The organism is Exiguobacterium sp. s183, assembly GCF_018617655.1.
Classification (GTDB): domain Bacteria; phylum Bacillota; class Bacilli; order Exiguobacteriales; family Exiguobacteriaceae; genus Exiguobacterium; species Exiguobacterium aestuarii_A.
In genome coordinates, this window is record NZ_JACSKN010000001.1 from 831,774 (window position 1) to 851,621 (window position 19,848).

The 19,848-nt window shown below is 47.4% G+C and carries 24 protein-coding genes; 1 reads left to right on the forward strand and 23 read right to left on the reverse strand.

The genetic code is table 11. The annotated features are described in order from the left end of the window. Positions 1–41 precede the first annotated feature (41 nt). Positions 42–917, forward strand: coding sequence for a YitT family protein (locus KNP62_RS04455; RefSeq protein ID WP_074034617.1), 876 nt, complete (start codon positions 42–44; stop codon positions 915–917). A 41-nt stretch (positions 918–958) separates the two neighbouring features. Here the strand turns inward: KNP62_RS04455 and KNP62_RS04460 are convergent, their stop codons facing one another. The 23 genes from KNP62_RS04460 to rpsA all read right to left on the reverse strand — a co-directional run bounded on the left by KNP62_RS04460 (position 959) and on the right by rpsA (position 19,776). Beyond that, positions 959–1,414, reverse strand: coding sequence for a GreA/GreB family elongation factor (locus KNP62_RS04460; RefSeq protein ID WP_214783649.1), 456 nt, complete (start codon positions 1,412–1,414; stop codon positions 959–961). Between the two features lie 62 nt (positions 1,415–1,476). Then, positions 1,477–2,160: a zinc metallopeptidase gene (locus KNP62_RS04465; RefSeq protein ID WP_214745364.1), complete on the reverse strand. Its 684-nt coding sequence runs from the start codon at positions 2,158–2,160 to the stop codon at positions 1,477–1,479. A 38-nt stretch (positions 2,161–2,198) separates the two neighbouring features. Continuing rightward, the gene (locus tag KNP62_RS04470; RefSeq protein WP_214783652.1) at positions 2,199–2,816 is read right to left on the reverse strand and encodes a DUF1405 domain-containing protein; all 618 of its coding nucleotides are present in this window, start codon (positions 2,814–2,816) and stop codon (positions 2,199–2,201) included. An 87-nt stretch (positions 2,817–2,903) separates the two neighbouring features. After that, positions 2,904–3,698, reverse strand: a complete 795-nt coding sequence (locus tag KNP62_RS04475; protein ID WP_074034621.1) for a menaquinol-cytochrome c reductase cytochrome b/c subunit — start codon at positions 3,696–3,698, stop codon at positions 2,904–2,906. 33 nt (positions 3,699–3,731) lie between these two features. After that, positions 3,732–4,403, reverse strand: a complete 672-nt coding sequence (gene qcrB / locus KNP62_RS04480) for a menaquinol-cytochrome c reductase cytochrome b subunit (protein ID WP_015881478.1) — start codon at positions 4,401–4,403, stop codon at positions 3,732–3,734. 19 nt (positions 4,404–4,422) lie between these two features. Next, complete coding sequence (locus KNP62_RS04485) at positions 4,423–4,923, reverse strand: QcrA and Rieske domain-containing protein (RefSeq protein ID WP_074034622.1); 501 nt, start codon at positions 4,921–4,923, stop codon at positions 4,423–4,425. Positions 4,924–5,033: 110 nt separating this feature from the next. Beyond that, entirely contained in the window at positions 5,034–5,474 is a 441-nt protein-coding gene (locus tag KNP62_RS04490) for a DUF2487 family protein (protein WP_214783655.1), read from the reverse strand. 160 nt (positions 5,475–5,634) lie between these two features. Continuing rightward, positions 5,635–6,168, reverse strand: coding sequence for a ReoY family proteolytic degradation factor (locus tag KNP62_RS04495; protein ID WP_214691878.1), 534 nt, complete (start codon positions 6,166–6,168; stop codon positions 5,635–5,637). A gap of 23 nt (positions 6,169–6,191) precedes the next feature. Further along, complete coding sequence (locus tag KNP62_RS04500; protein WP_214745370.1) at positions 6,192–7,466, reverse strand: tetratricopeptide repeat protein; 1,275 nt, start codon at positions 7,464–7,466, stop codon at positions 6,192–6,194. A 29-nt stretch (positions 7,467–7,495) separates the two neighbouring features. Further along, positions 7,496–8,746, reverse strand: a complete 1,251-nt coding sequence (gene aroA / locus KNP62_RS04505) for a 3-phosphoshikimate 1-carboxyvinyltransferase (RefSeq protein WP_214783658.1) — start codon at positions 8,744–8,746, stop codon at positions 7,496–7,498. Further along, positions 8,746–9,798: a 3-dehydroquinate synthase gene (locus KNP62_RS04510; RefSeq protein WP_214783662.1), complete on the reverse strand. Its 1,053-nt coding sequence runs from the start codon at positions 9,796–9,798 to the stop codon at positions 8,746–8,748. The genes aroA and KNP62_RS04510 overlap by 1 nt, the downstream gene beginning before the upstream one ends. Then, positions 9,792–10,955, reverse strand: a complete 1,164-nt coding sequence (gene aroC / locus KNP62_RS04515; protein WP_214783665.1) for a chorismate synthase — start codon at positions 10,953–10,955, stop codon at positions 9,792–9,794. Before aroC ends, KNP62_RS04510 begins: the two co-directional genes overlap by 7 nt. 9 nt (positions 10,956–10,964) lie before the next feature. Further along, a complete protein-coding gene (locus KNP62_RS04520) occupies positions 10,965–11,744 on the reverse strand; it encodes a CheR family methyltransferase (RefSeq protein ID WP_214783668.1) in 780 nt (259 codons plus the stop codon). 103 nt (positions 11,745–11,847) lie between these two features. Further along, complete coding sequence (gene ndk / locus KNP62_RS04525) at positions 11,848–12,267, reverse strand: nucleoside-diphosphate kinase (protein WP_214691868.1); 420 nt, start codon at positions 12,265–12,267, stop codon at positions 11,848–11,850. Positions 12,268–12,358: 91 nt separating this feature from the next. Next, the gene (locus KNP62_RS04530; RefSeq protein ID WP_214783671.1) at positions 12,359–13,321 is read right to left on the reverse strand and encodes a polyprenyl synthetase family protein; all 963 of its coding nucleotides are present in this window, start codon (positions 13,319–13,321) and stop codon (positions 12,359–12,361) included. Between the two features lie 3 nt (positions 13,322–13,324). Continuing rightward, a complete protein-coding gene (locus KNP62_RS04535; RefSeq protein WP_214691866.1) occupies positions 13,325–14,026 on the reverse strand; it encodes a demethylmenaquinone methyltransferase in 702 nt (233 codons plus the stop codon). A gap of 20 nt (positions 14,027–14,046) precedes the next feature. Next, positions 14,047–14,619 carry a heptaprenyl diphosphate synthase component 1 gene (locus KNP62_RS04540; protein WP_214745382.1) on the reverse strand — a complete coding sequence of 191 codons (573 nt, stop codon included), beginning with the start codon at positions 14,617–14,619 and terminating at the stop codon, positions 14,047–14,049. 125 nt (positions 14,620–14,744) lie between these two features. Continuing rightward, complete coding sequence (locus KNP62_RS04545) at positions 14,745–15,017, reverse strand: HU family DNA-binding protein (RefSeq protein ID WP_074034634.1); 273 nt, start codon at positions 15,015–15,017, stop codon at positions 14,745–14,747. A gap of 109 nt (positions 15,018–15,126) precedes the next feature. Further along, on the reverse strand, positions 15,127–15,837 hold the full coding sequence (locus KNP62_RS04550) for a hypothetical protein (protein WP_214783674.1): 711 nt from the start codon (positions 15,835–15,837) through the stop codon (positions 15,127–15,129). Between the two features lie 3 nt (positions 15,838–15,840). Next, on the reverse strand, positions 15,841–16,041 hold the full coding sequence (locus KNP62_RS04555; protein WP_074034636.1) for a DUF2768 family protein: 201 nt from the start codon (positions 16,039–16,041) through the stop codon (positions 15,841–15,843). Positions 16,042–16,135: 94 nt separating this feature from the next. Then, complete coding sequence (locus tag KNP62_RS04560) at positions 16,136–17,161, reverse strand: NAD(P)H-dependent glycerol-3-phosphate dehydrogenase (protein ID WP_074034637.1); 1,026 nt, start codon at positions 17,159–17,161, stop codon at positions 16,136–16,138. Between the two features lie 17 nt (positions 17,162–17,178). After that, a complete protein-coding gene (der, locus tag KNP62_RS04565; protein WP_214691863.1) occupies positions 17,179–18,489 on the reverse strand; it encodes a ribosome biogenesis GTPase Der in 1,311 nt (436 codons plus the stop codon). 138 nt (positions 18,490–18,627) lie between these two features. Then, a complete protein-coding gene (gene rpsA, locus KNP62_RS04570; protein ID WP_214691862.1) occupies positions 18,628–19,776 on the reverse strand; it encodes a 30S ribosomal protein S1 in 1,149 nt (382 codons plus the stop codon). Positions 19,777–19,848: the final 72 nt, after the last annotated feature.

Sequence of the window (19,848 nt, forward strand, 5' to 3'; positions counted from 1 at the left end):
AACTGTTTTTCGAGTACTCTATCTAAGGGGAGGTGAACCTGATGACGGTACAATTACCGATTCGTGTTCGAAATATTATTTTCATCTTAATAGGTTCTTTTATTTTTGCATTCGGCGTTTATCACTTCAACGTCCAAAACAACTTGGCAGAGGGGGGGTTCACCGGAATCACCTTGATTCTTCGGGGTCTCTTTGATATCTCGCCTTCCATCACGAACTTGGCGTTAAATATCCCACTCTTTTTCATGAGTTATAAGTTGTTAGGGCGAACGACTTTCGTCTATACACTTATCGGGACATTCTCATTTTCACTTTGGTATGCACTCATCGCTAAATATTCTACACTCGTCATCGACTTGACGGATGACATGGTGCTCGCAAGTTTGTTTGCCGGTCTCTTTATTGGAGTCGGACTCGGCATCATCTTCAACAATGGCGGAACGACGGGTGGTGTCGATATCATCGCGCGACTCGTACAACGCTATATCGGCTGGTCGATCGGAAAGACGTTCCTCATCTTTGACTTCTTTGTCATCGTCCTCAGTTTGACGTATCTCGATATCCGCGAGGCGATGTATACGCTTCTTGCCGTTTACATCGGGGCACGTGTCATCGACTCGATGCAAGAAGGAACGTATGCCGGTAAGGCGGCGATGATCATCAGTGACCACCGGACTGCCATCGCCGACGGTATTCATGCGACGATGAACCGCGGCACGACAAGACTACTTGCCAAAGGTGGCTATTCGAACCGTGAACTTGAAGTGCTGTACGTCGTCGTCGGGCGAAATGAAGTGAATCGCTTGAAGACGATCGTCAAACAGATTGATCCTCATGCGTTCGTCACATTCCATCACGTCTATGAAGTGGGCGGAGAAGGCTTTACGTTCGATGAGAATCGAATGCCGCTGAAATAAGCAAAAAATCGCCTCGTTCACAGGAATGAACGGGCGATTTTTTATGGCTCAATGGTGAGCACCTCAACTTGAATCGTGCCTCCTGGCGTTTCGATTTGAATCGTTTGACCAATTGTCGCCCCCATCAAACTACGACCGAGTAGTGATGTCATCGAAATACTTCCTCGTTCTAGGTCTGCTTCTGCCTCACTCACGATTCGATAGCTCTCGGTCTCCTCGTCGCCTTCACGAATCACGACCCGATTCCCGAATGTCACGACTTCTGACTGTTCGGATTCGACGATTGTCACGTCGGCAAGCAGGCGCTCAAGGTTTTGAATATCCGCCTCTACCCGCTCATATTCCCGTACCGCCTCAGTATAGGTGACATCTTCTCGAAAATCACAAAATTTCCGCGCTGTACGTATACGTTCACGCGCATCCGTCCTGTCTTGCTTTAACATGGCTAGTTTATTTTTCAATTGCTCATGACCGTACTCTGTCAGTTGCGGTTTCATCAACAACATTTCCTTTCATCAAAAAATAAAAAAATCCCGCCGATTCTTGACGGGATTTCGTTCTATTCCTCACGTGGCATGAAGACGATGAGCGCCAAACGGATGAGTTCGGCAACGGCTACGAGCGTTGCAGCCACATACGTCCATGCTGCGGCATTCAATACTTTCCGTGCGCCAGACTCTTCTGTCGCCGTCACGATGCCGTGTGACGTCAACTGAGCCATCGCTCGTTTCGACGCATCGAACTCGACCGGGAGCGTGATCAATTGGAACACGACCGCCCCGAGCATCATGATGACACCGAGCTGTGCCAATCCGAGTGCACCGAACAAGAAACCACCGAGTAACAATGGGAACGACAAGTTCGACGTGATGTTGACGACTGGAACAAGACTATGTCGAACGCGCATCATCTTGTAGTCGGTCGCATCTTGAATGACGTGACCGATTTCGTGGGCCGCGATGGCCGCCGACGAAATTGTCGATCCTTGATACACTTCACGAGAGAGACGGACGACCTTATTGACCGGGTCATAGTGGTCGCTCATGAGTCCATCGACCATCTCGATTCGTACATTGTGGACACCGTTTTGTTTCATGATGAAATCAGCGACTTGTGCGCCTGTGACACCGCTTTGAAGCGGTTGTTTTAAAAACTGCTTGTACGTACTTTTCACTCGCATCTGGGCCCATAAAGGGATGAGCATAATCAGTGCAAGATAGAAAATATAGCCACCTAATGACATTTTCTATTTCACCTCTGCGTGTATTTGATAATTTGATTTTACATTCTTATGAACTTATTTTCAAGCGAAGGGCGCAGGACGAACGCATATCCCATAAAAAAACATAATCCCGTTAACCAAAACGAGCCGTAGCCGATCCACATGATATGTTCCGCGAGTGACGGATAGCGAGGCCATTGACCGAGCACATAATCAACTACGTCATTATGAATTACCCAAATCAATGTACAGACAAACGATGTAATCGTCCATTTCATAAAAGGTGCGTAGATGAGTGCTTGAAGCGCCATCGCTCCATGAGAAACCATCAACATGACCGCCATTAAGATGGTGATGGTCGGTGCATCCACGGGTAACGTCCCTAAAAACATGATATTCATGATGACGGCCCAAACGCCGTATTTGATTAAGGTAATGAATGCAAGCGTCTCGAATAATGGTGAACGCTTATTCACGATCCATAATCCGAGGACGATCGTAAAGAAGAGGGATGCTGTCGGGCTGTCCGGGACGAATGGCCAATACATGTACGGTGTGTCACGAAGTTGAGGCTCATACCAAATATAACCGTAAATCGTACCACCTAAGTTGACCACAAATAAAAGGGTCAGTACGATTCGATTCATTAAGAAAGTGTTTAAAAACGTCGGGTTCATGTTCTCAATCCTTTTTCTTCAGTTTATCGCAATACGAATACATAAGTAAAAAAGTGTAGCCTGGTTTCTCAGGCTACACTTTATGGCTTACTCGTTATTTTCGCCGCCCTCACCATATGAAGCGATGAATTCAGATAGTACTTGTAAATCTTCAGGTGAGCCGTCCCACTGACCAGCAGGCATCGTCCCAATCCCGTTTACAGCAATATCCGCAATCTCTTCAGCTGTGTACTGTGTTCCGACGAGTGCTGGAGCTGCTGCTCCACCTTCTAGGTTTTGACCGTGGCAGTTCACACAAGATTGAGCTGAATAAATCTCATATCCTGGTGCAGCTGTATCAATTTCAGGACCTTCACCTGGAATTTGAAGTTCACCTTGAGCGTGGACTTGATCCCAGTGTGTCGTTTGAACAGATTCCCAAGTCAAGTAGAAGACCGAGAGAATACCGAGCAACATGAAACTGATGGCGACTGGACGTTTCGCCGGACGACGCTCGAGACCTTGGTCAAGCCAAGGCGCGATGAGAAGTGCCGTGAACGCCAAACCTGGAATGATGACCGTACCAAGCAAGATCCAGTCTCCTGCAGCGAATTGATATTTGAGTAATTGATACAAGAACAAGAAATACCAGTCCGGTAATGGAATGTATGACGTGTTCGTTGGATCGGCGATATTTTGAAGCGGTGGTGCTTCGACGATTGTCAAAGCGATGAAGCCGATCAAGAAGACCGACCCTACCATCCACTCTTTAAGCAAGAAGTTCGGCCAAAACGCCTCTGTGCGTCCTGGGTATTCTGAATAGTCTTTTGCAATGTTTTGTTTCCGATTCGAGATTCCTACTCGAGAGTCGGTTACAAATTTCATCCCTTTACCGCGATGCATATCGTTTCTCCTCCTTTTTCTCCTCGAATCGGCTTATAGCGGTCCAGAAACCCCTTGTTTACGAATCATCAAGAAGTGGGCTCCCAATAGTCCGAACAATGCCGCCGGTAAGAAGAAGACGTGGATGGCGAAGAATCGTGCGAGCGTGCTCGCCCCGACAATCTCACCACCGGCGAGAAGTGTCTTCGCAATGCCACCGATGACCGGTACACTTTCAGCGATTTGAAGCGTAACTTTCGTTGCGAACAATGCTTTCATGTCCCATGGAAGCAAGTATCCTGTAAGTCCAAGCGCCAAGACGACGAAGAACAAGAGAACACCGACGACCCAGTTAAGCTCACGTGGCTTCTTATACGATCCCGTGAAGAACACGCGGAGCGTATGTAAGAATAACATGACGATGGCAACGGATGCGCCCCAGTGGTGCATCCCACGAACGATTTGTCCGTGTGCGATTTCATTTTGCAAATAGTATACCGACGCGTGCGCGTTGATGATATCTGGTACATAGTACATCGTCAAGAACATCCCCGAAAGGATTTGAATGACGATTGTAAAGAACGTCAAACCGCCAAAACAATAGACAAATGCAGAGAAGTGATGAGCAGGGTTGACGTGTTCCGGTACTTCATGGTCTGCGATATCGCGCCAGAGCGGTGTGATGTCTACGCGTTCATCGACCCAATCATAAATTTTTTGTAACATCGGCTAGTTCCCCCTCTCATTACTGAGCGACTGGACTACCTAAGTATAGGAAGCCGTCTTTTTCTTCTTTTTCATAACGTGCAAGTGGTGCTGTTGGTGGTGTACCCGGGATGTTCGTTCCATCTTTTTCGTAACGTCCTAAGTGACACGGACAGAAAAATTCTTGTGGACGAGTCGGATCACCCGCAAAAGCTACCTGACAGCCGAGGTGTGTACAAATCGGAGAGAGTGCGATGATTTCGCCACTTTCTGTTTTGTATACCCATGCCGAAAGCGTTTCTTCAAATTCGTACCAAGCATCTTGTGTTTGTTTCTTAAAGTCGACACGTTGCGGCTCAGTCGTGATGTCATCAAGACTCATTACTTTTACTTTGTCGCCTGCTCCAGATTTCTTCAAAACCGGATCGATCGCAAAGTTGACCATCGGACTGATCAATGTTGCCGCCATAAAGCCACCTACTCCAGTCAGTGTGTACGTTAAGAACTGACGGCGCGTGACTTTTGACCCATTTTGAGCCATTTCGTTCCCCCCTCATTCGTGTGCATAACCCCATAATTCTTTATGCATTCTTCACAAAAATTTCTCACTCAACAAAATAGTATATCAATAAAACCTCTACGTCAACCGCTTCATGTCGCCATCCAACGGCTCGAAAGTTCCGTGATAACTTGTGTCGCAAAATTTTGAACCATCGTGTGCGCCTGATCGCTCGACATCGCTCCTAACGCAAGCGGTGGTACGAACAACATCGGCAAATCATATGGCTTGAAACGGACGTCTGACGCAATAAACAAAACGTGAGAAAAACCGGATGATTCCGCTTTTGCCACCACATCTTTCGCCAGTTCCACACCAGCTTCCACATCGGTGTAACTGATTGTTGGGCTGAGCATCGTCCGACCAGATAATTGACGTTCTGTCTCAACCGTGACGGCATGAATGACTTCATAGCTTTCGGCTTTACGAACCATATCCTCACCAAACGCCAATTCTGCGAGCGGAACGATGAGCGTATCGACGTATTGTCGTTCGGCAATCGAGCGCAGTGCCCCTTGACTATCGAACCTCATCTTTTCCCTCCTCTCCAACTTATCTCATCATGTCTATTGTATCGTACATGACTTCGTTCACGTTTCAAACTTATGAACGAACTGTGAAATAATTGTGTATTCCTACGTTATTAATATACCAAAAAACAAGCGCCAACCGGAACGGAAGCGCTTGTTTTTTTCAAAATAATTTAGATTCCCGTACTTGGTGGAGTTGACTCGTCAAATTGCGGAATAAGTTCTCGTCCCGACGGTCGAGTGCTTTATCGATTTCAATCAATAAACGCTCTTCTTCGAATTGGGCAACGGAAGCTTGAATGACCGTCTGAGCAGAAGACGATACTTCATCTTTCACTTCCGCCACCGGTTCAAACGGATTTTGCTCCACGATGTCAATCCAATTCTCATCAATCATCATGCCTTGAAAATTCAATTCCACATAAATTGGCCCATCGTGCAGACGGATGTCATGATAAGCCTTTTCAGGATTCATGGTCACAAGGTCTCCCCGTCGATATCGAAACGGTTCACCGTCAAATCCGTACGCCGTCATCACAAGACTTCGTGGCGAGACCGAGGCGTTTGTTACGAAATGAACGTTGCCAAGCTTATCCGGATGTCTCAACCAGTAGTCAAGAATCCATTTCGCTTCACGTTTCCGAAGTGTATGATGAGCGACAAATCGCTTCAAAAAATTCCGTTTCCGCTCGACCATCTGACCTCATTCCCTTCCCTTTATCATTCTACGTCATCAGACAATTGTTCGAGCTGGTCTTCGAGCACTTGGCGATCCTCAAGATCGACCACCAATGCAAGCGATTGCTCGACCACACGTCTCGCGTCTTGTCTACGACCTTCCTCTATCAACAGTGTAGCCCATTCTGTCACAAATGACACGTCCTCTTTCATCATCGGCTCAATCGAGGCATATAAACTGACAGCTTCGTCATATTCCTCGAGCTCATATTTCGCCTTCGCCTTGTACCAAGTCATCAGCGGGGACGTCGTATGATCTTCGAGTGCATCTATTGTTTCGAGGACGTCATCGATTTCTCCTGCTTCGAATAAAATCGATAAGATCAATTCTGTCGCTTGTAGCGATTCCGGATTCAAGACGAGTGCTTCTCGAAGCTCTTTAACGGCCCCATCGCGATTACCGAGTTTGAGGAGCAATTTCGCTTTGACGTGACGAAGTTCGTCATTATAGTCGTCGCGCGTGATTCCTTGATCGACGATTTCAAGCGCTTCTTCCGTCTGTCCATTCGCGTCCAATGCTTCGGTGTAAGGAAGATAGAGCGAGGTAAAGTCCGGGTCCATCGCCTGAAGCTCTTTAAACTGCTTGATGGCAACTTCCTCTCGACCGATTCGATGTGCTGTCATCGCATGTCCGAAGACGGTATTTAAATTACGATGTGTTGCTTTTTCATACTCGTCGAGCGCTTCTTCGAACGACCCAACCATTGTGAGTGCTTCCGCATAGTCCGCTTGATAATCGATCTCGGACGGCAAATTCATTTTCGGTAAACGTGCATAGAGCGGGATGGCCTGCTCGAACGACCCCGTCGATGCGTACAATTCCGCCAACCCGTAAATGAGTAACGGCTCGTCTGGATTCTTTTCAAGAGCTTCCATCAATTTTTTCACAGCTACTTCGTCGAGCCCCTGAGATTGATACAAATCAGCCAATAAGACGAGACTTCTCACTTGCGTCTCCGCGTCATCTGACTTGACCTTCTCTAAAACAGCAATCGCCTCTTCTTCACGGTCACTGTCTAAATATGCCTCTGCAAGTGAAAGTGCGACGTTTGGGTCACCTTCGTAATCCACGTACAATTTTGAAAGGACTTCTGTCGCTCGGTCGGCAAGACCAAGCTCTAAATACAAATCAGCAATCGCTAAGCGATCATCATCCGACCCGTCTTTCTCAAGTTCTTCTATATGTGCAAGAGCATGTTCAGTCTCTCCTGATTCAAGCATCTCGATAATATGTGTTAATGCTGCTTCATCTAGCATGTTTCGTCCTCCTGGCCTTCGGTTTGTCGTTATTCTATCTCACGTTGAATCTGTTGTAAATCTTGACGGAAGCCGGGATAGCTGACATCGGACGCATCAATGCCTTCAATCTGGATCGTTTCATCCGTGACGAGTGTAGCGACTTGTAACATCATCGACAGACGATGGTCACCATGAGCCGAGACGTTTCCGCCATGAAGACGACTCGGTTTTACGATAAATCCATCCTCTTTTCCAACGATGTCCACCCCCAATTTTCGCAACTCCGAGACGACCACATCAATCCGGTCCGTCTCCTTCACTCTCAGTTCTGCTGCGTCTTTCACGATTGACGGAGAATTTGCCTGTGAAGCAACGAGTGCGAATAACGGCAACTCATCGATTTGTGACGGAATCATATCCCCTTCTACGACCGTGCCAGACAGTTCACTTGTCGTCACCGTGACGTCACCGACCAATTCCTCCCCGATGGTTCGTTCATTGGAGATGATGACGTGTGCCCCCATCCGTTCGAGCGTCCGCAAAAATCCGATTCGCGTCTCATTCAAACAGACGTCCGTCGTCGTGACGGAGCTATTCGGCACGATGGCCGCCCCTGCCCAGAAGAAGGCAGCCGACGAAGGGTCTGCCGGTACATCGACCGTCGCGCCACTTAGTCGAGAAGGTTCGACACGAATGATTCGTTCCCCTTTTTCCGCATCAACAGTGAGCTGCGCCCCAAAGAGCGGCAACATTCGCTCGGTATGGTCTCTAGACAATATCGGCTCACGAACAATCGTCGTCCCTTCCGCACGTAACCCGGCAAGGAGGACAGCCGATTTCACTTGGGCGCTCGCTACCGGTAACGTATAGTCGATGGATTGTAGCGTTTTTCCTTCAATCACGATCGGCGCCAGATCACCTTTCACGTCCGCTCCCATTTCACGGAGTGGTGCGTTGACACGTCGCATCGGACGTTTTGACAATGACTCATCTCCCACGAGTTCAAATGACCCATCATACCCCGATAAGAGTCCAATCAACAAGCGCATCGTCGTCCCTGAGTTCCCGCAGTCTAATCGTGCCGAACGCGGTGACTCGATCCCCGTGATGAGGAGTTCGTCTTGTTTTTCAATCACTTCTGCTCCGAGTGATCGAATGATTTCGAGCGTAGAGCGACAATCGGCACCGAGTAGTGGATGCACGACGCGCGTCGTCCCAGTCGCCATCATGCCGAATAAAAGCGCACGATGAGTGATCGACTTATCACTCGGCACACGGATCGAACCGTTTAAACTCATCATTCCCACCATCCTTTCATCTGTTCAAATGTATGTTCAAGGTGCTCGAGCGGCATAGATTCAACGACAATCGTGTCACGGAGCAAGACGAACCGAATTTCGCCGTGACGATTCTTTTTATCCCGAATCATTTTTTCGACATATTGCTCGAACGGTTTCCAGTCAATCGGTGTGACATCGTTCAGACGAATCCATTCAAACAACCGTTTCGCCCGTGTCTCGTCACCCGATAACAAAAAGGCAAACACCATCCCATGTAACACCGCTTCTCCATGAGGGATACGGTACGCCTCGACGGACTCAAGCGCATGACCGAACGTATGCCCGAAGTTGAGCCAAGCGCGAATGCCTTGCTCTTGCTCATCTTTCTCGACAACTGCTCGTTTCACTTCAATGCCGCGTGCGAGCCATGTGACCCAATCCAATTCCTGATGTTCAGAAAGAGCGGAAAACAAGTCGTCCTCGAAAGAGGATTCGAGGACGTAACGTGATAAATACGCATGTTTCAATAGTTCACCGAGACCGCTCCGAACTTCTTGGATCGGCAAGGTATGAAGTCGAGAAACATTATAATAGACACCAATCGGTTGATAGAATGAGCCGATCGCATTTTTCGCAAGCGGATGATTGACGGCGACTTTACCACCGACAGCCGAATCGTGTGCTAAAATCGTCGTCGGGACTTGTATGTAAGGCACACCACGCATGTAGACACTCGCTAAAAAACCGGCCAAGTCACCAATCATCCCGCCACCGAAAGCGACAATCAGAGTATGACGGTCGCATCCGTGTCTCAATCCTTCTGTGACGAGCTGTTCGAGTTGCGATAACGACTTCGACGCATCACCCGCCTTGACGACAGATGAGACGACGCATGGATGGACTTGCTTCAACTTTGTAAGGAACGATTCCCCGTAAAGTGCGTCGACCCGTTCATCTGTGACGACCCAAAGCATCGGGTAACGTGACCAATCACTCGTTTCCATCCAGCGATCTTGATCGTCGACGATAACCTGATACGGGGTCGATGCCGCGATTGGAATAGTCACCATACTCGTAACTCCTCTCGATACTCATCGATTCGGTGTTTTATTCGATCCATCGTATCATGACCGAACGTCTCACATACTTCCTTCGCCATTTCAAACGCGATGACCGCCTCGACGACGAGTGATGCTGCAGGGACAGCACAAGAATCGCTCCGTTCGATCTGAGCGAGGAATGCCTCTTTCGTATCAATATCGACTGATTGAAGAGGTTTATAGAGCGTCGGGATTGGTTTCATGACGGCTGAACAGACAATCGGCATACCCGTTGTCATCCCACCTTCAAAGCCACCGAGGTGATTACTGAGTCGGGTATATCCTTCGTCTTCATAAGCAATCGGGTCCATCACTTCAGAACCGGGACGGTATGCCATTTCAAAACCATCTCCAAACTCCACACCTTTAAATGCGTTGACACTTAAGACCGCCTGCGCGATTTTCGCATCTAATTTACGGTCGTACTGCACATATGAACCAAGACCTGGTACGACACCATGGACTTCCGTACAGACGATGCCGCCAATCGAGTCTCCATTTTCCTTGGCCTCATCGATGCGACGCATCATCCGCTCAGCCGCTACTTCGTCAAGCGTCCGAACGGGTGAGGCGTCGATCACTTCTTTTGCTTCTTGAAGCGATTCAAATGTACGTATCTCTGCCCGTTCTCCACCAATCACTTTGACGTAACTGAAGAGCGACACCCCGACTTGTTGAAGCAATTGTTTACAAAAAGCACCGACTGCGACGCGTGCCGCCGTCTCCCTCGCGCTCGAGCGTTCCAAGACGTCCCGTAAATCTCGATGGTCATACTTCATCCCTCCGACTAAGTCGGCATGCCCTGGTCTCGGCCGTGAGACTCGTCGCTTGATTTCAACATCCTCTTCGATTGGCTCGGCTTGCATGATGTGCTTCCAATGGGTATGGTCTTTATTCTCAATCCAGAATGTGATTGGTGCGCCTGTCGTTTTACCGTGACGTATGCCAGAACGAACATCTACTTGGTCTGACTCAATTTGCATGCGACGTCCTCGCCCATATCCCGACTGACGTTTTTTCAACTCTAGGTTAATTTGATCTAAATCTATAGCGAGACCGGCAGGGGCACCTTCAATGATGACCGTCAGTCCCGGACCGTGTGATTCACCAGCTGTCAAATAGCGCATCTGTTCACCTCATCCATCTGTTTTTTCGTAAAAGAAACTTTGTTTCATCGCATAGCCGTAACGCTTCGGTTGGAAGATTTGTTCGGTTCCACCGACAAACAAGATTCCTCCCGGACGAAGGGCACGTTGAAACGACGTATATACTTTTTCTTTCGCTTCTTCCGTAAAGTAAATCAAAACGTTTCGACAGACAATCAAATCAAAGTTTCGTTCGTACACGTCCGCTAGTAGATTGTGTTTTTTAAACGTCACGAGTTGTTTGATTTCATCCGAAATGAAATAGTCGTCTCCACGACGCGTAAAGTATCGGTTTTTAAACTCATCTGGCAAGTCGATCAGTGCACGTTCGTGATACTTCCCTTGTTTCGCCTTTTCGATGACAATGTCATCTAAATCAGTGGCCATAATGGAAAATTGAGAAGGTGCCAGATGTTTAGACAATAACATGGCGAGCGAGTATGGTTCCTCTCCTGTCGAGCACGCTGCACTCCACACACGGAGTTTCCCTTGACTTGAGCGAATTAGGTGAGGCAGGATATCTTCCTCAAGCTGTTGCCAACGTATCGGATTGCGATAAAACTCACTCACGTTAATCGTCATTCTGTCAAGGAACTCTTCATAGAGCTGGCGATCTGCATCCATCGCCTTTAAGTATTCAAGAAACGACGCATATCCTTTCTTTTCGCGTAAGGCGACCATCCGACGCTTCATCTGCGCCTCTTTATATAAATTCAAGTCAATTCCAGACTTGATATAAAACTTTTTTACGAAGATGGCATAATCATTCATCACCAATTTCAACCTCAATTCTTTCTCATTTCCTCTTTCTTCTGACCACAAGCTTTTAAAAGGGAATCAAAAAAAGGACAGGTTTCCCCGTCCCTTCGAAAAGTCATGAAACGTGTGAGGCAACTCCTGCGAACCAAAGTGCCAATTCGCGTTCCGCGCTGTCCACACTATCAGAACCATGAATTACGTTTTGTGACATCGTCGATGCAAAATCACCACGAATCGTTCCAGGTTGTGCATCAAGCGGCTTTGTCTTCCCGATCATGAGACGAGAGACGGCTACGATGTCTTCCCCTTCCCATTCCATCGCGACGACCGGACCAGAAGTCAAAAACTCAACCAATTCACCAAAGAACGGCTTTTCTTTATGCTCTGCATAGTGTGCCTCTGCGACCTCGACTGACGGTGTCACCATTTCGAGACGGTTCAATGTATATCCTTTGTTTTCAAAGCGTGAGATGATTTCCCCAATCAATCCACGTTTTACCCCATCCGGTTTAACCATTAAAAATGTCTTTTCCATTCCCCAAATCCCCCTAAGTCAATAAATGTGTACGTTGTACGTATTTAGTGTACACGCTCCTGCACATTTTTGAAAGGGGTTACATGGGCATTTACCATTTACGCTTCCCGATATATTGAGCGATTTCAATCAAAGATCGTTTGTCAGGCACATCTGGCAACCCATCGAGTCGTCGGATGGCGCGTTCAACGTATCGGTCAATCGTGTGTTGGCTTCGTTCTAACGTTCCATTTCGTTGCACTTCACGAACAAGTGATTTCGTCATCTCTATGTCTGTCGATGCACTCACTTGACGGAGACGCTCGTAAAAGGTCGGGTCCTCCGATGAATAGAGCAGCGGCAACGTCTTATGCCCATGCCTTAAATCTTCTCCGACCGGTTTCCCGAGTTGGAAACTCTTTGCCGTGAAATCGAGTAAGTCATCGGTCATTTGGAATGCCATCCCAATGTCGTATCCGAATAGGCTTAGCTGTTTGACGACTTGAGGTGACGCCCCTGAAATAACAGCACCTGCCGCACAACTCGTCTCAATCAAAAGGGCTGTCTTTCGTGCAATCCGATCTAAATATCGCTTAGGTGATTGACCCCAGTCATATTGATCTTGGATTTGATTGATTTCGCCGACACAAATTCGTTCCATCGTGTCCGCCATGATTCGCATCACTTCCGGGGAATCGATTTCGGATACGAGACGAATCGCCTCTCCGAATAACGTATTTCCGGTATACATCGCAACGGTCTCATCATAACGCTCCATGACGGTCGGTTTCCCCCGACGCAGCATCGCATCATCGATGACATCGTCATGAACGAGCGATGCCATATGAATCAACTCAAGACTTGAGGCAACTTTCGTCAAACGGATATCTTTCGTCTCACCGAATCCCGCGCTCAATAAAACGAAAGCTGGTCGGATGCGTTTACCACCAGCATCGAGTAGTTGGCGAGATGCCGATTCAATAACAGGGTGGTCCGTCCTGACTCGAGTTGATAAAAATTGATCGATTTGATCAATCTCTCGGTTCATGTGACGGTAAAGTCGCTTCAAAGACATGTTTCACCACTTCTTTCCTAGATGCATGGCACATGCACCTCCGGAGAATGTCTTCACTTCGACTTGTTCGAACCCGGCATCTTCAAACATGCGTTTGAGCGTCAGACGGTCAGGAAACTGATCGGTCGATTCTTGTAACCATTTGTATTGGTCGTATGATCCGGCGAATACTTTTCCGAACAGAGGCATGACGGTCCCAAAGTAAAATCGATACAATTCTTTAAAAACGGGTGCCGTCGGTTGACTCGTTTCAAGACAGACGACCGTCCCACCCGGTTTTAAAACACGATGCATTTCACGCAAAACCGTCATGTAGTCGGGAACGTTCCGAAGCCCGAATCCGATTGTAACGTAATCAAACGAATGATCCCCAAACGGTAGTGCCATCGCATTCCCGTGTAGTAATTCAATCGTCGGCATTGATTTTACTTTTTCTTCTCCAACTTTCAGCATATTCTCTGAAAAGTCGAGACCTTTGACGACCCCCGTATTCCCTGCAGCTTCAGCCAATTGAATCGTCCAGTCGGCTGTGCCACAACAAACATCTAAACATTTAGCCCCCGGAAAGACGTTCATTTTCTTCATCGTTGTCCGACGCCACCATTTGTGAAGTCGGAAGCTGATAATCGAGTTCATCGTATCGTAGCTCGGAGAAATGGACTGAAATACTTCGTATACTTTTTGCTCTTTTTCTATCGGTTGCAACGCGTAACATCCTTTCCGTTCTAAGCGACCGCGTGCGCGAGCAACGTGTGAAGCTGCTCCTTTTGGTCCTGTCTGAGCGCTGTCGCTTTCTTATCAATCATTCGTTTCCCACTTGTTGTCAAATAAGGTTGTTCAATCAGTTCGGAAAGTGTTTGAATCAATCCGACGTTCGCTTCGATCCAAATGTTCATCGAGACGTTTTTATCGAGCAGTAATGTACATTTTGCAGCATTGACACGTTGTACAGACTGTCCGAATCGATCGCTATACGACGCTGGGAAAGCCGTCAAGATTTTATAAAACTGAGCCGAGGCAAAATCGCCCGCGAGCACTTTTAATTGGCGCTCTAGCGACCCTTTCGGACTACTGTTCACTTGATCATGTAATTCGAGCGCCTGATGAGCGAAATAAGTTGCCATCACGAGTTGTCGATGCTCAATCGATTCCAAATCAATCATCTCGACCATCCAACGAAGCAACAGCATGTCGACCGCTGGTACAACCTCGTGTTTCGTCAAATAGGGATGATTCATACGTTGTTGGATTTGACGAGCAAGGTCTGTGACAACGAATTCATTTGTCAACTGTTCCATGCTATCCCCCCTCGTCCACTTCATTGTCATTCTGACATAGTATAGCACATTTTTGTCACATTCACGTCATTCGAACTCGCAAACGAAACAAAAAAGCCGCCTTTCGGCGACTTATGTATTGCAGATTACTTGACCGCATCTTTGAGCGCTTTACCTGCTTTAAATGCAGGAACTTTGCTCGCTGGGATTTCGATATCTTCTTTTGTACGTGGGTTACGACCTTTACGGGCAGCACGTTCACGAACTTCAAAAGTACCAAAACCGATCAATTGAATTTTTTCACCGTTTTGGAGTGCTTCAGTGATAGATTCGAAAGTAGCTTCTACAACTACTGTAGCTTCTTTTTTCGAAACATTTGCTTTCTCCGCTACTGCTTGGATCAATTCAGTTTTGTTCATCACGATTCACCTCCTCTCACTAGGAGTTTACGGGATTAATCATATCGTACAAACGTTGATATGACAACATTTTTTGCGTGAATTCACGACATTCACCATCAAAACAAGCTCAGTTGTTTAAAAAAACAACTTCTCCTTGTTCATCTATTGTATAGCCTTGTGAATAAGCAGGGGCGAATGGAGCGTCTTCATACAGCAAATAACGAATGTCTTCGCCGATTTCTGGCGACTCATCCGTATTTCGAAGCGCTTCTTTCACGTCTTCTCGATAGTCCACAAATAGTTGTCCGGTACCGTCCACGTAGATCGGGAGTTCACGATCCGAGTACGGACTTGGAATGACCGGTTCTTCTGTGACAAATATTTTGTCGTAATCGAGCGTGAACTGGTTTTTCCCGAGCGAGCCATCGAACGGAAACTTCCCTTCTTTTGCCCGGAACGCATTAATGTTTGTCTGAAGCTGTTGAAGACGCTCCGATACACGCAAATCAATCAATTTGACAGTCGGTTCCGTTTCGACATCGACGAGAATATACTGGAACAACCCACCGCCCTCAAAGCTATTCCCTGGAGGGTCTGCTAAATATCCTGGTACGAGACGGGCAAACTCGATTGGATAACGCTCCATGAGCGGCGTTTCCGCTGGTTTTGTTTTAATGGGCAAGACGCCAGATTGTTCACGATATGCATCGACCGCACTTTGTACGGTATTCAATTGGTCTTCATACGGAATATTGTTAGCTCGTTCCGAGTCCGGAAACATGCATCCTGCCAACAAAGTCGTTAACAGTACACTAACAGCGATAATGCTCTTTTTCATGGTCTATCCTCCCGTCGGTCCTGAGACGACGACAAAAATCATAATAACTGTCCCAAATAAGAAAATGATGAACGCAATCAGGCGCACAAGTGTCGCAAACCATCCGGTCAGTTTCGTGTGACTGATGGCGACCATCAGTGCAGCGATGGCAAAAGCACCAATCCCCGCAAATGAAATCCACATTTTGATGAGTGACGGTGTCACGTCTATCCCCCTACTTTCTCTATGTTCTCCAGACTTCAAGTGTAGCAAAAAAAAGCGAGGAACTGAACGAAAACGTCAGTTCCTCTCCGAAGTATTATTCTTCAAAATGAAATACTTGTTCCATCTCGTGCTTCTGTGGGCGTCTCATAAGTTTTTTCACTTCATCATGAGGGCTCTTCCCTTCAAATAGCACGTTATAGAGCGCTTCCGTGATCGGCATTTCGACCCCAGCTTCTTTCGCGAGCGAGTGTGCCGCTTCACAGGCACGGACACCTTCGACGACCATTCCCATGTTTCCAAGAACGTCCTCGAGCTTTTCACCGCGTCCGATTGCATTGCCGGCCCGCCAATTTCGGCTATGTTGCGACGTCGCCGTCACAATCAAATCCCCGATTCCTGTCAATCCAGAGAAAGAGGCCGGATTTGCTCCGAGCTTCACTCCAAGTCGAGCAATTTCCACAATCCCACGTGTCATGAGGGCAGCTTTTGCATTGTCCCCATAACCAAGTCCATCAGTCATACCTGCAGCAAGGGCGATAATATTTTTAAGCGCCCCACCGTACTCAGCACCGACGACATCCGAGTTCAAATAGACACGGAATTGATCGTTTGTAAGCAGCTCCTGCACTTCGTCAGCGACATCGAGGTCCTCACAAGCAATCGTGATTGTCGTCGGTTTCCGCACTGCAACTTCTTCAGCGTGAGTCGGTCCAGTCAAGACACCGATAGCCCGACGTTTCGACGGATCGATTTCTTCCGCAATGATCTCCGAAAGGCGTTTGTGCGTTTTCGGTTCAATCCCTTTTGCGGCATGAACGATGGTGACCGGTTCCTTCAACATGGTGTTCAACTGTTTCGAGACAGGACGAATCGCCGAGCTTGGGACGACAAGGAAGACGATGTTGCGTCCGTCGAGCGCTTCCTTCAAATCTGTCGTGGCCCGAATCGATTCCGGTAACGGTGCGTCTTTCAAATAAAACGAGTTTGTATGAGACGAATTGATTTCGTCCACATGCTCTTGTTCACGTCCATAGAGCAGGACGTCATGACCATTATCCGCTAATACGAGCGAGATGGCCGTTCCCCAACTTCCCGCTCCAATGACAGCTACATTTGCCATAAGTGGCACCCCCGTTATTAGTTTTTCTGACGAGCCACGATATGAATCGGCGTCCCGGTGAAGTCAAATGCTTTACGAATTTGATTATCTAAATAACGTTTATACGAGAAATGCAACAATTCAGGATCGTTGACGAACAAGACGAACGTCGGCGGCTCGATGGCAACTTGAGTCGCGTAGTTGATCTTCAAACGTTGTCCTTTATCTGTCGGTGTCGGGTTCATCGCGACCGCATCGACGATGACATCGTTCAATACGCTCGTCGAAATCCGACGACGATGTGTTTCTGCCACTTGCTTGATGACAGGCAACAATGTTTGCAACCGTTTCGACGTAAGTGCCGACAAGAAGACAATCGGTGCATAATCAAGGAACAAGAATTCTTTGCGAATTTCCTCTTCCATCTTCTTCATCGTCTTATCATCTTTTTCGACTGCATCCCACTTGTTGACGACGATGACAATCGCCTTCCCGGCTTCATGGGCGAGACCTGCAACACGTTTGTCTTGTTCGATGATTCCTTCTTCACCATCGAGGACGACGAGGACGACGTTTGAGCGTTCAATCGCCTTTTGCGCGCGCATGACGCTGTAACGTTCTGTCGATTCGTATACTTTTCCGCGTTTGCGCATACCAGCCGTATCGATGATGACATACTCTTGTCCGTCACGTGTGAACGGTGTATCGATCGCATCGCGAGTCGTTCCAGCGATGTTTGACACGATGACACGATCTTCACCAAGGATCGAGTTCGTCAAACTAGACTTCCCGACGTTCGGACGACCAATCAACGAGAACTGAATGACGTCTTCGTTATATTCAAATTCATCCTTTTCAGGAGCAAGTTCGAACACTTGGTCCAACAAGTCACCAAGTCCTAAGCCATGTGTACCCGAAATCGGGAACGGATCGCCGAATCCTAGTGAATAGAACTCATACATGAGATCTCTCATTTCAAAGTTATCCACTTTGTTGACGGCAAGGACAATCGGTTTGTTCGAACGGAACAACAAGTTCGCTACTTCTTCATCGGCTGCTGTGATGCCTTCGCGACCGTTCACCATGAAGATAATGACATCCGCCTCATCGATGGCAAGTTCAGCCTGATGACGCATTTGTACGAGCAACGGCTCGTCTCCTACTTCGATCCCACCTGTATCAATCAAATGGAACTTACGGTTGAGCCACTCTCCTGTACCATAAATACGGTCACGTGTGACACCTGGTTTATCATCGACGATTGAGACACGATCTCCGATGATGCGGTTAAAAATTGTGGATTTCCCGATATTCGGGCGGCCAACGATGGCCACTGCTGGAATTCCCATAACAACACCTCACTAATCTTTCTATCAAAATTTCATCATTTCAACATTTCGAAACGCAACTTACCTATCATATCACAGGCAAAATTAAGTGACCATACAAAAAGAAGCGGGAGCATGACTCCCGCTTGAACGATCATCTTATTTAGAGTCGTCCGAAGATTCATCACCTGTCAATTCAGAGACAGAGAATCCTCCTTGGTCGCTGTATTCGTCGAGTAACGCTTGATCATCATCTTGACGAGTCGGTTCAGATGATTCGAGTGCACGCATCGACAATGAGATTTTCTTATCATCGAGATGAACGTCTAATACTTTAACTTTCACTTCTTGGCCTTCTGATAACACTTCAGATGGCGTTGCGATGTGACGGTTCGCGATTTGCGAGATATGAAGGAGACCTTCCACTTGTGGTGCGACCTCGACGAACGCACCGAACGTCACAAGACGTTTGACAGTTCCTTCGATCACATCACCCGGTTGAATTTTCCCTTCAATCGTTTCCCACGGACCTGGTTGTGTCTCTTTAATCGAGAGTTTCACTTTTTCATTATCCAAGTCGAGACCAAGGACTTTCACTTTGACGCGGTCGCCTTCTGTTACGACATCGCTCGGCTTCTCAACACGGCTGTGCGCCATTTCTGAGATATGGACGAGACCGTCCACACCGCCGATATCAACGAACGCACCGAAGTCCGTCAAACGTTGAACCGTTCCTTCGATCACTTGACCGACTTCGAGCGATTCAAGCGTCTCTGATTTCTTGGCACTCATTTCTGCTTCGACAACTGCTTTATGTGACAAGATGACGCGATTTTTTTCGCGATCAATCTCGACGACTTTTACGGTAATTGGTTTGTTTAAATAAGACGAGAAGTCTTCGACAAAGTGACTTTCGACAAGAGATGCCGGGATAAATCCACGGATTCCGATATCGACGACAAGGCCACCTTTGACCTTATCTTTCACCATCACTTCAAACACTTCGCCCGATTCGAATTTCTCGACAATTCGATCCCATGCTGCTTCAGCATCGACGTCTTTTTTCGAAACGACCACTTCTTCGTCCGTGACTTTTTTAACTTTGACACGAATCTCGTCGTTCACTTGGAGTGATTCGTTTAAATCGTCTAGATGCATGCTTGATACTTCGCTAATTGGCAAAATCGCTTCGGTTTTATAACCGATATCGATCAGCGCTTGCTTGTCCTCGATTTTGACAACTGTTCCGGTCACAATTTGACCACGATTAATTTCAAAATCAGGCATATCTTTCATTTCTTCGACCATTCCAACACTACCCCCTCACGATGAGTACAAAAAGGAGCGCCCTGAGGCGCTTACACCTAGTATAAATCTCTT

Excerpts from the sequence above, each read along its gene's own strand:
- KNP62_RS04455 (WP_074034617.1), top strand. The coding sequence starts at position 42 with ATGACGGTACAATTACCGATTCGTGTTCGAAATATTATTTTCATCTTA.
- KNP62_RS04460 (WP_214783649.1), bottom strand. The coding sequence starts at position 1,414 with ATGAAACCGCAACTGACAGAGTACGGTCATGAGCAATTGAAAAATAAA.
- KNP62_RS04465 (WP_214745364.1), bottom strand. The coding sequence starts at position 2,160 with ATGTCATTAGGTGGCTATATTTTCTATCTTGCACTGATTATGCTCATC.
- KNP62_RS04470 (WP_214783652.1), bottom strand. The coding sequence starts at position 2,816 with ATGAACCCGACGTTTTTAAACACTTTCTTAATGAATCGAATCGTACTG.
- KNP62_RS04475 (WP_074034621.1), bottom strand. The coding sequence starts at position 3,698 with ATGCATCGCGGTAAAGGGATGAAATTTGTAACCGACTCTCGAGTAGGA.
- qcrB (WP_015881478.1), bottom strand. The coding sequence starts at position 4,403 with ATGTTACAAAAAATTTATGATTGGGTCGATGAACGCGTAGACATCACA.
- KNP62_RS04485 (WP_074034622.1), bottom strand. The coding sequence starts at position 4,923 with ATGGCTCAAAATGGGTCAAAAGTCACGCGCCGTCAGTTCTTAACGTAC.
- KNP62_RS04490 (WP_214783655.1), bottom strand. The coding sequence starts at position 5,474 with ATGAGGTTCGATAGTCAAGGGGCACTGCGCTCGATTGCCGAACGACAA.
- KNP62_RS04495 (WP_214691878.1), bottom strand. The coding sequence starts at position 6,168 with ATGGTCGAGCGGAAACGGAATTTTTTGAAGCGATTTGTCGCTCATCAT.
- KNP62_RS04500 (WP_214745370.1), bottom strand. The coding sequence starts at position 7,466 with ATGCTAGATGAAGCAGCATTAACACATATTATCGAGATGCTTGAATCA.
- aroA (WP_214783658.1), bottom strand. The coding sequence starts at position 8,746 with ATGAGTTTAAACGGTTCGATCCGTGTGCCGAGTGATAAGTCGATCACT.
- KNP62_RS04510 (WP_214783662.1), bottom strand. The coding sequence starts at position 9,798 with ATGGTGACTATTCCAATCGCGGCATCGACCCCGTATCAGGTTATCGTC.
- aroC (WP_214783665.1), bottom strand. The coding sequence starts at position 10,955 with ATGCGCTATTTGACAGCTGGTGAATCACACGGTCCGGGACTGACGGTC.
- KNP62_RS04520 (WP_214783668.1), bottom strand. The coding sequence starts at position 11,744 with ATGAATGATTATGCCATCTTCGTAAAAAAGTTTTATATCAAGTCTGGA.
- ndk (WP_214691868.1), bottom strand. The coding sequence starts at position 12,267 with ATGGAAAAGACATTTTTAATGGTTAAACCGGATGGGGTAAAACGTGGA.
- KNP62_RS04530 (WP_214783671.1), bottom strand. The coding sequence starts at position 13,321 with ATGTCTTTGAAGCGACTTTACCGTCACATGAACCGAGAGATTGATCAA.
- KNP62_RS04540 (WP_214745382.1), bottom strand. The coding sequence starts at position 14,619 with ATGGAACAGTTGACAAATGAATTCGTTGTCACAGACCTTGCTCGTCAA.
- KNP62_RS04545 (WP_074034634.1), bottom strand. The coding sequence starts at position 15,017 with ATGAACAAAACTGAATTGATCCAAGCAGTAGCGGAGAAAGCAAATGTT.
- KNP62_RS04550 (WP_214783674.1), bottom strand. The coding sequence starts at position 15,837 with ATGAAAAAGAGCATTATCGCTGTTAGTGTACTGTTAACGACTTTGTTG.
- KNP62_RS04560 (WP_074034637.1), bottom strand. The coding sequence starts at position 17,161 with ATGGCAAATGTAGCTGTCATTGGAGCGGGAAGTTGGGGAACGGCCATC.
- der (WP_214691863.1), bottom strand. The coding sequence starts at position 18,489 with ATGGGAATTCCAGCAGTGGCCATCGTTGGCCGCCCGAATATCGGGAAA.
- rpsA (WP_214691862.1), bottom strand. The coding sequence starts at position 19,776 with ATGGTCGAAGAAATGAAAGATATGCCTGATTTTGAAATTAATCGTGGT.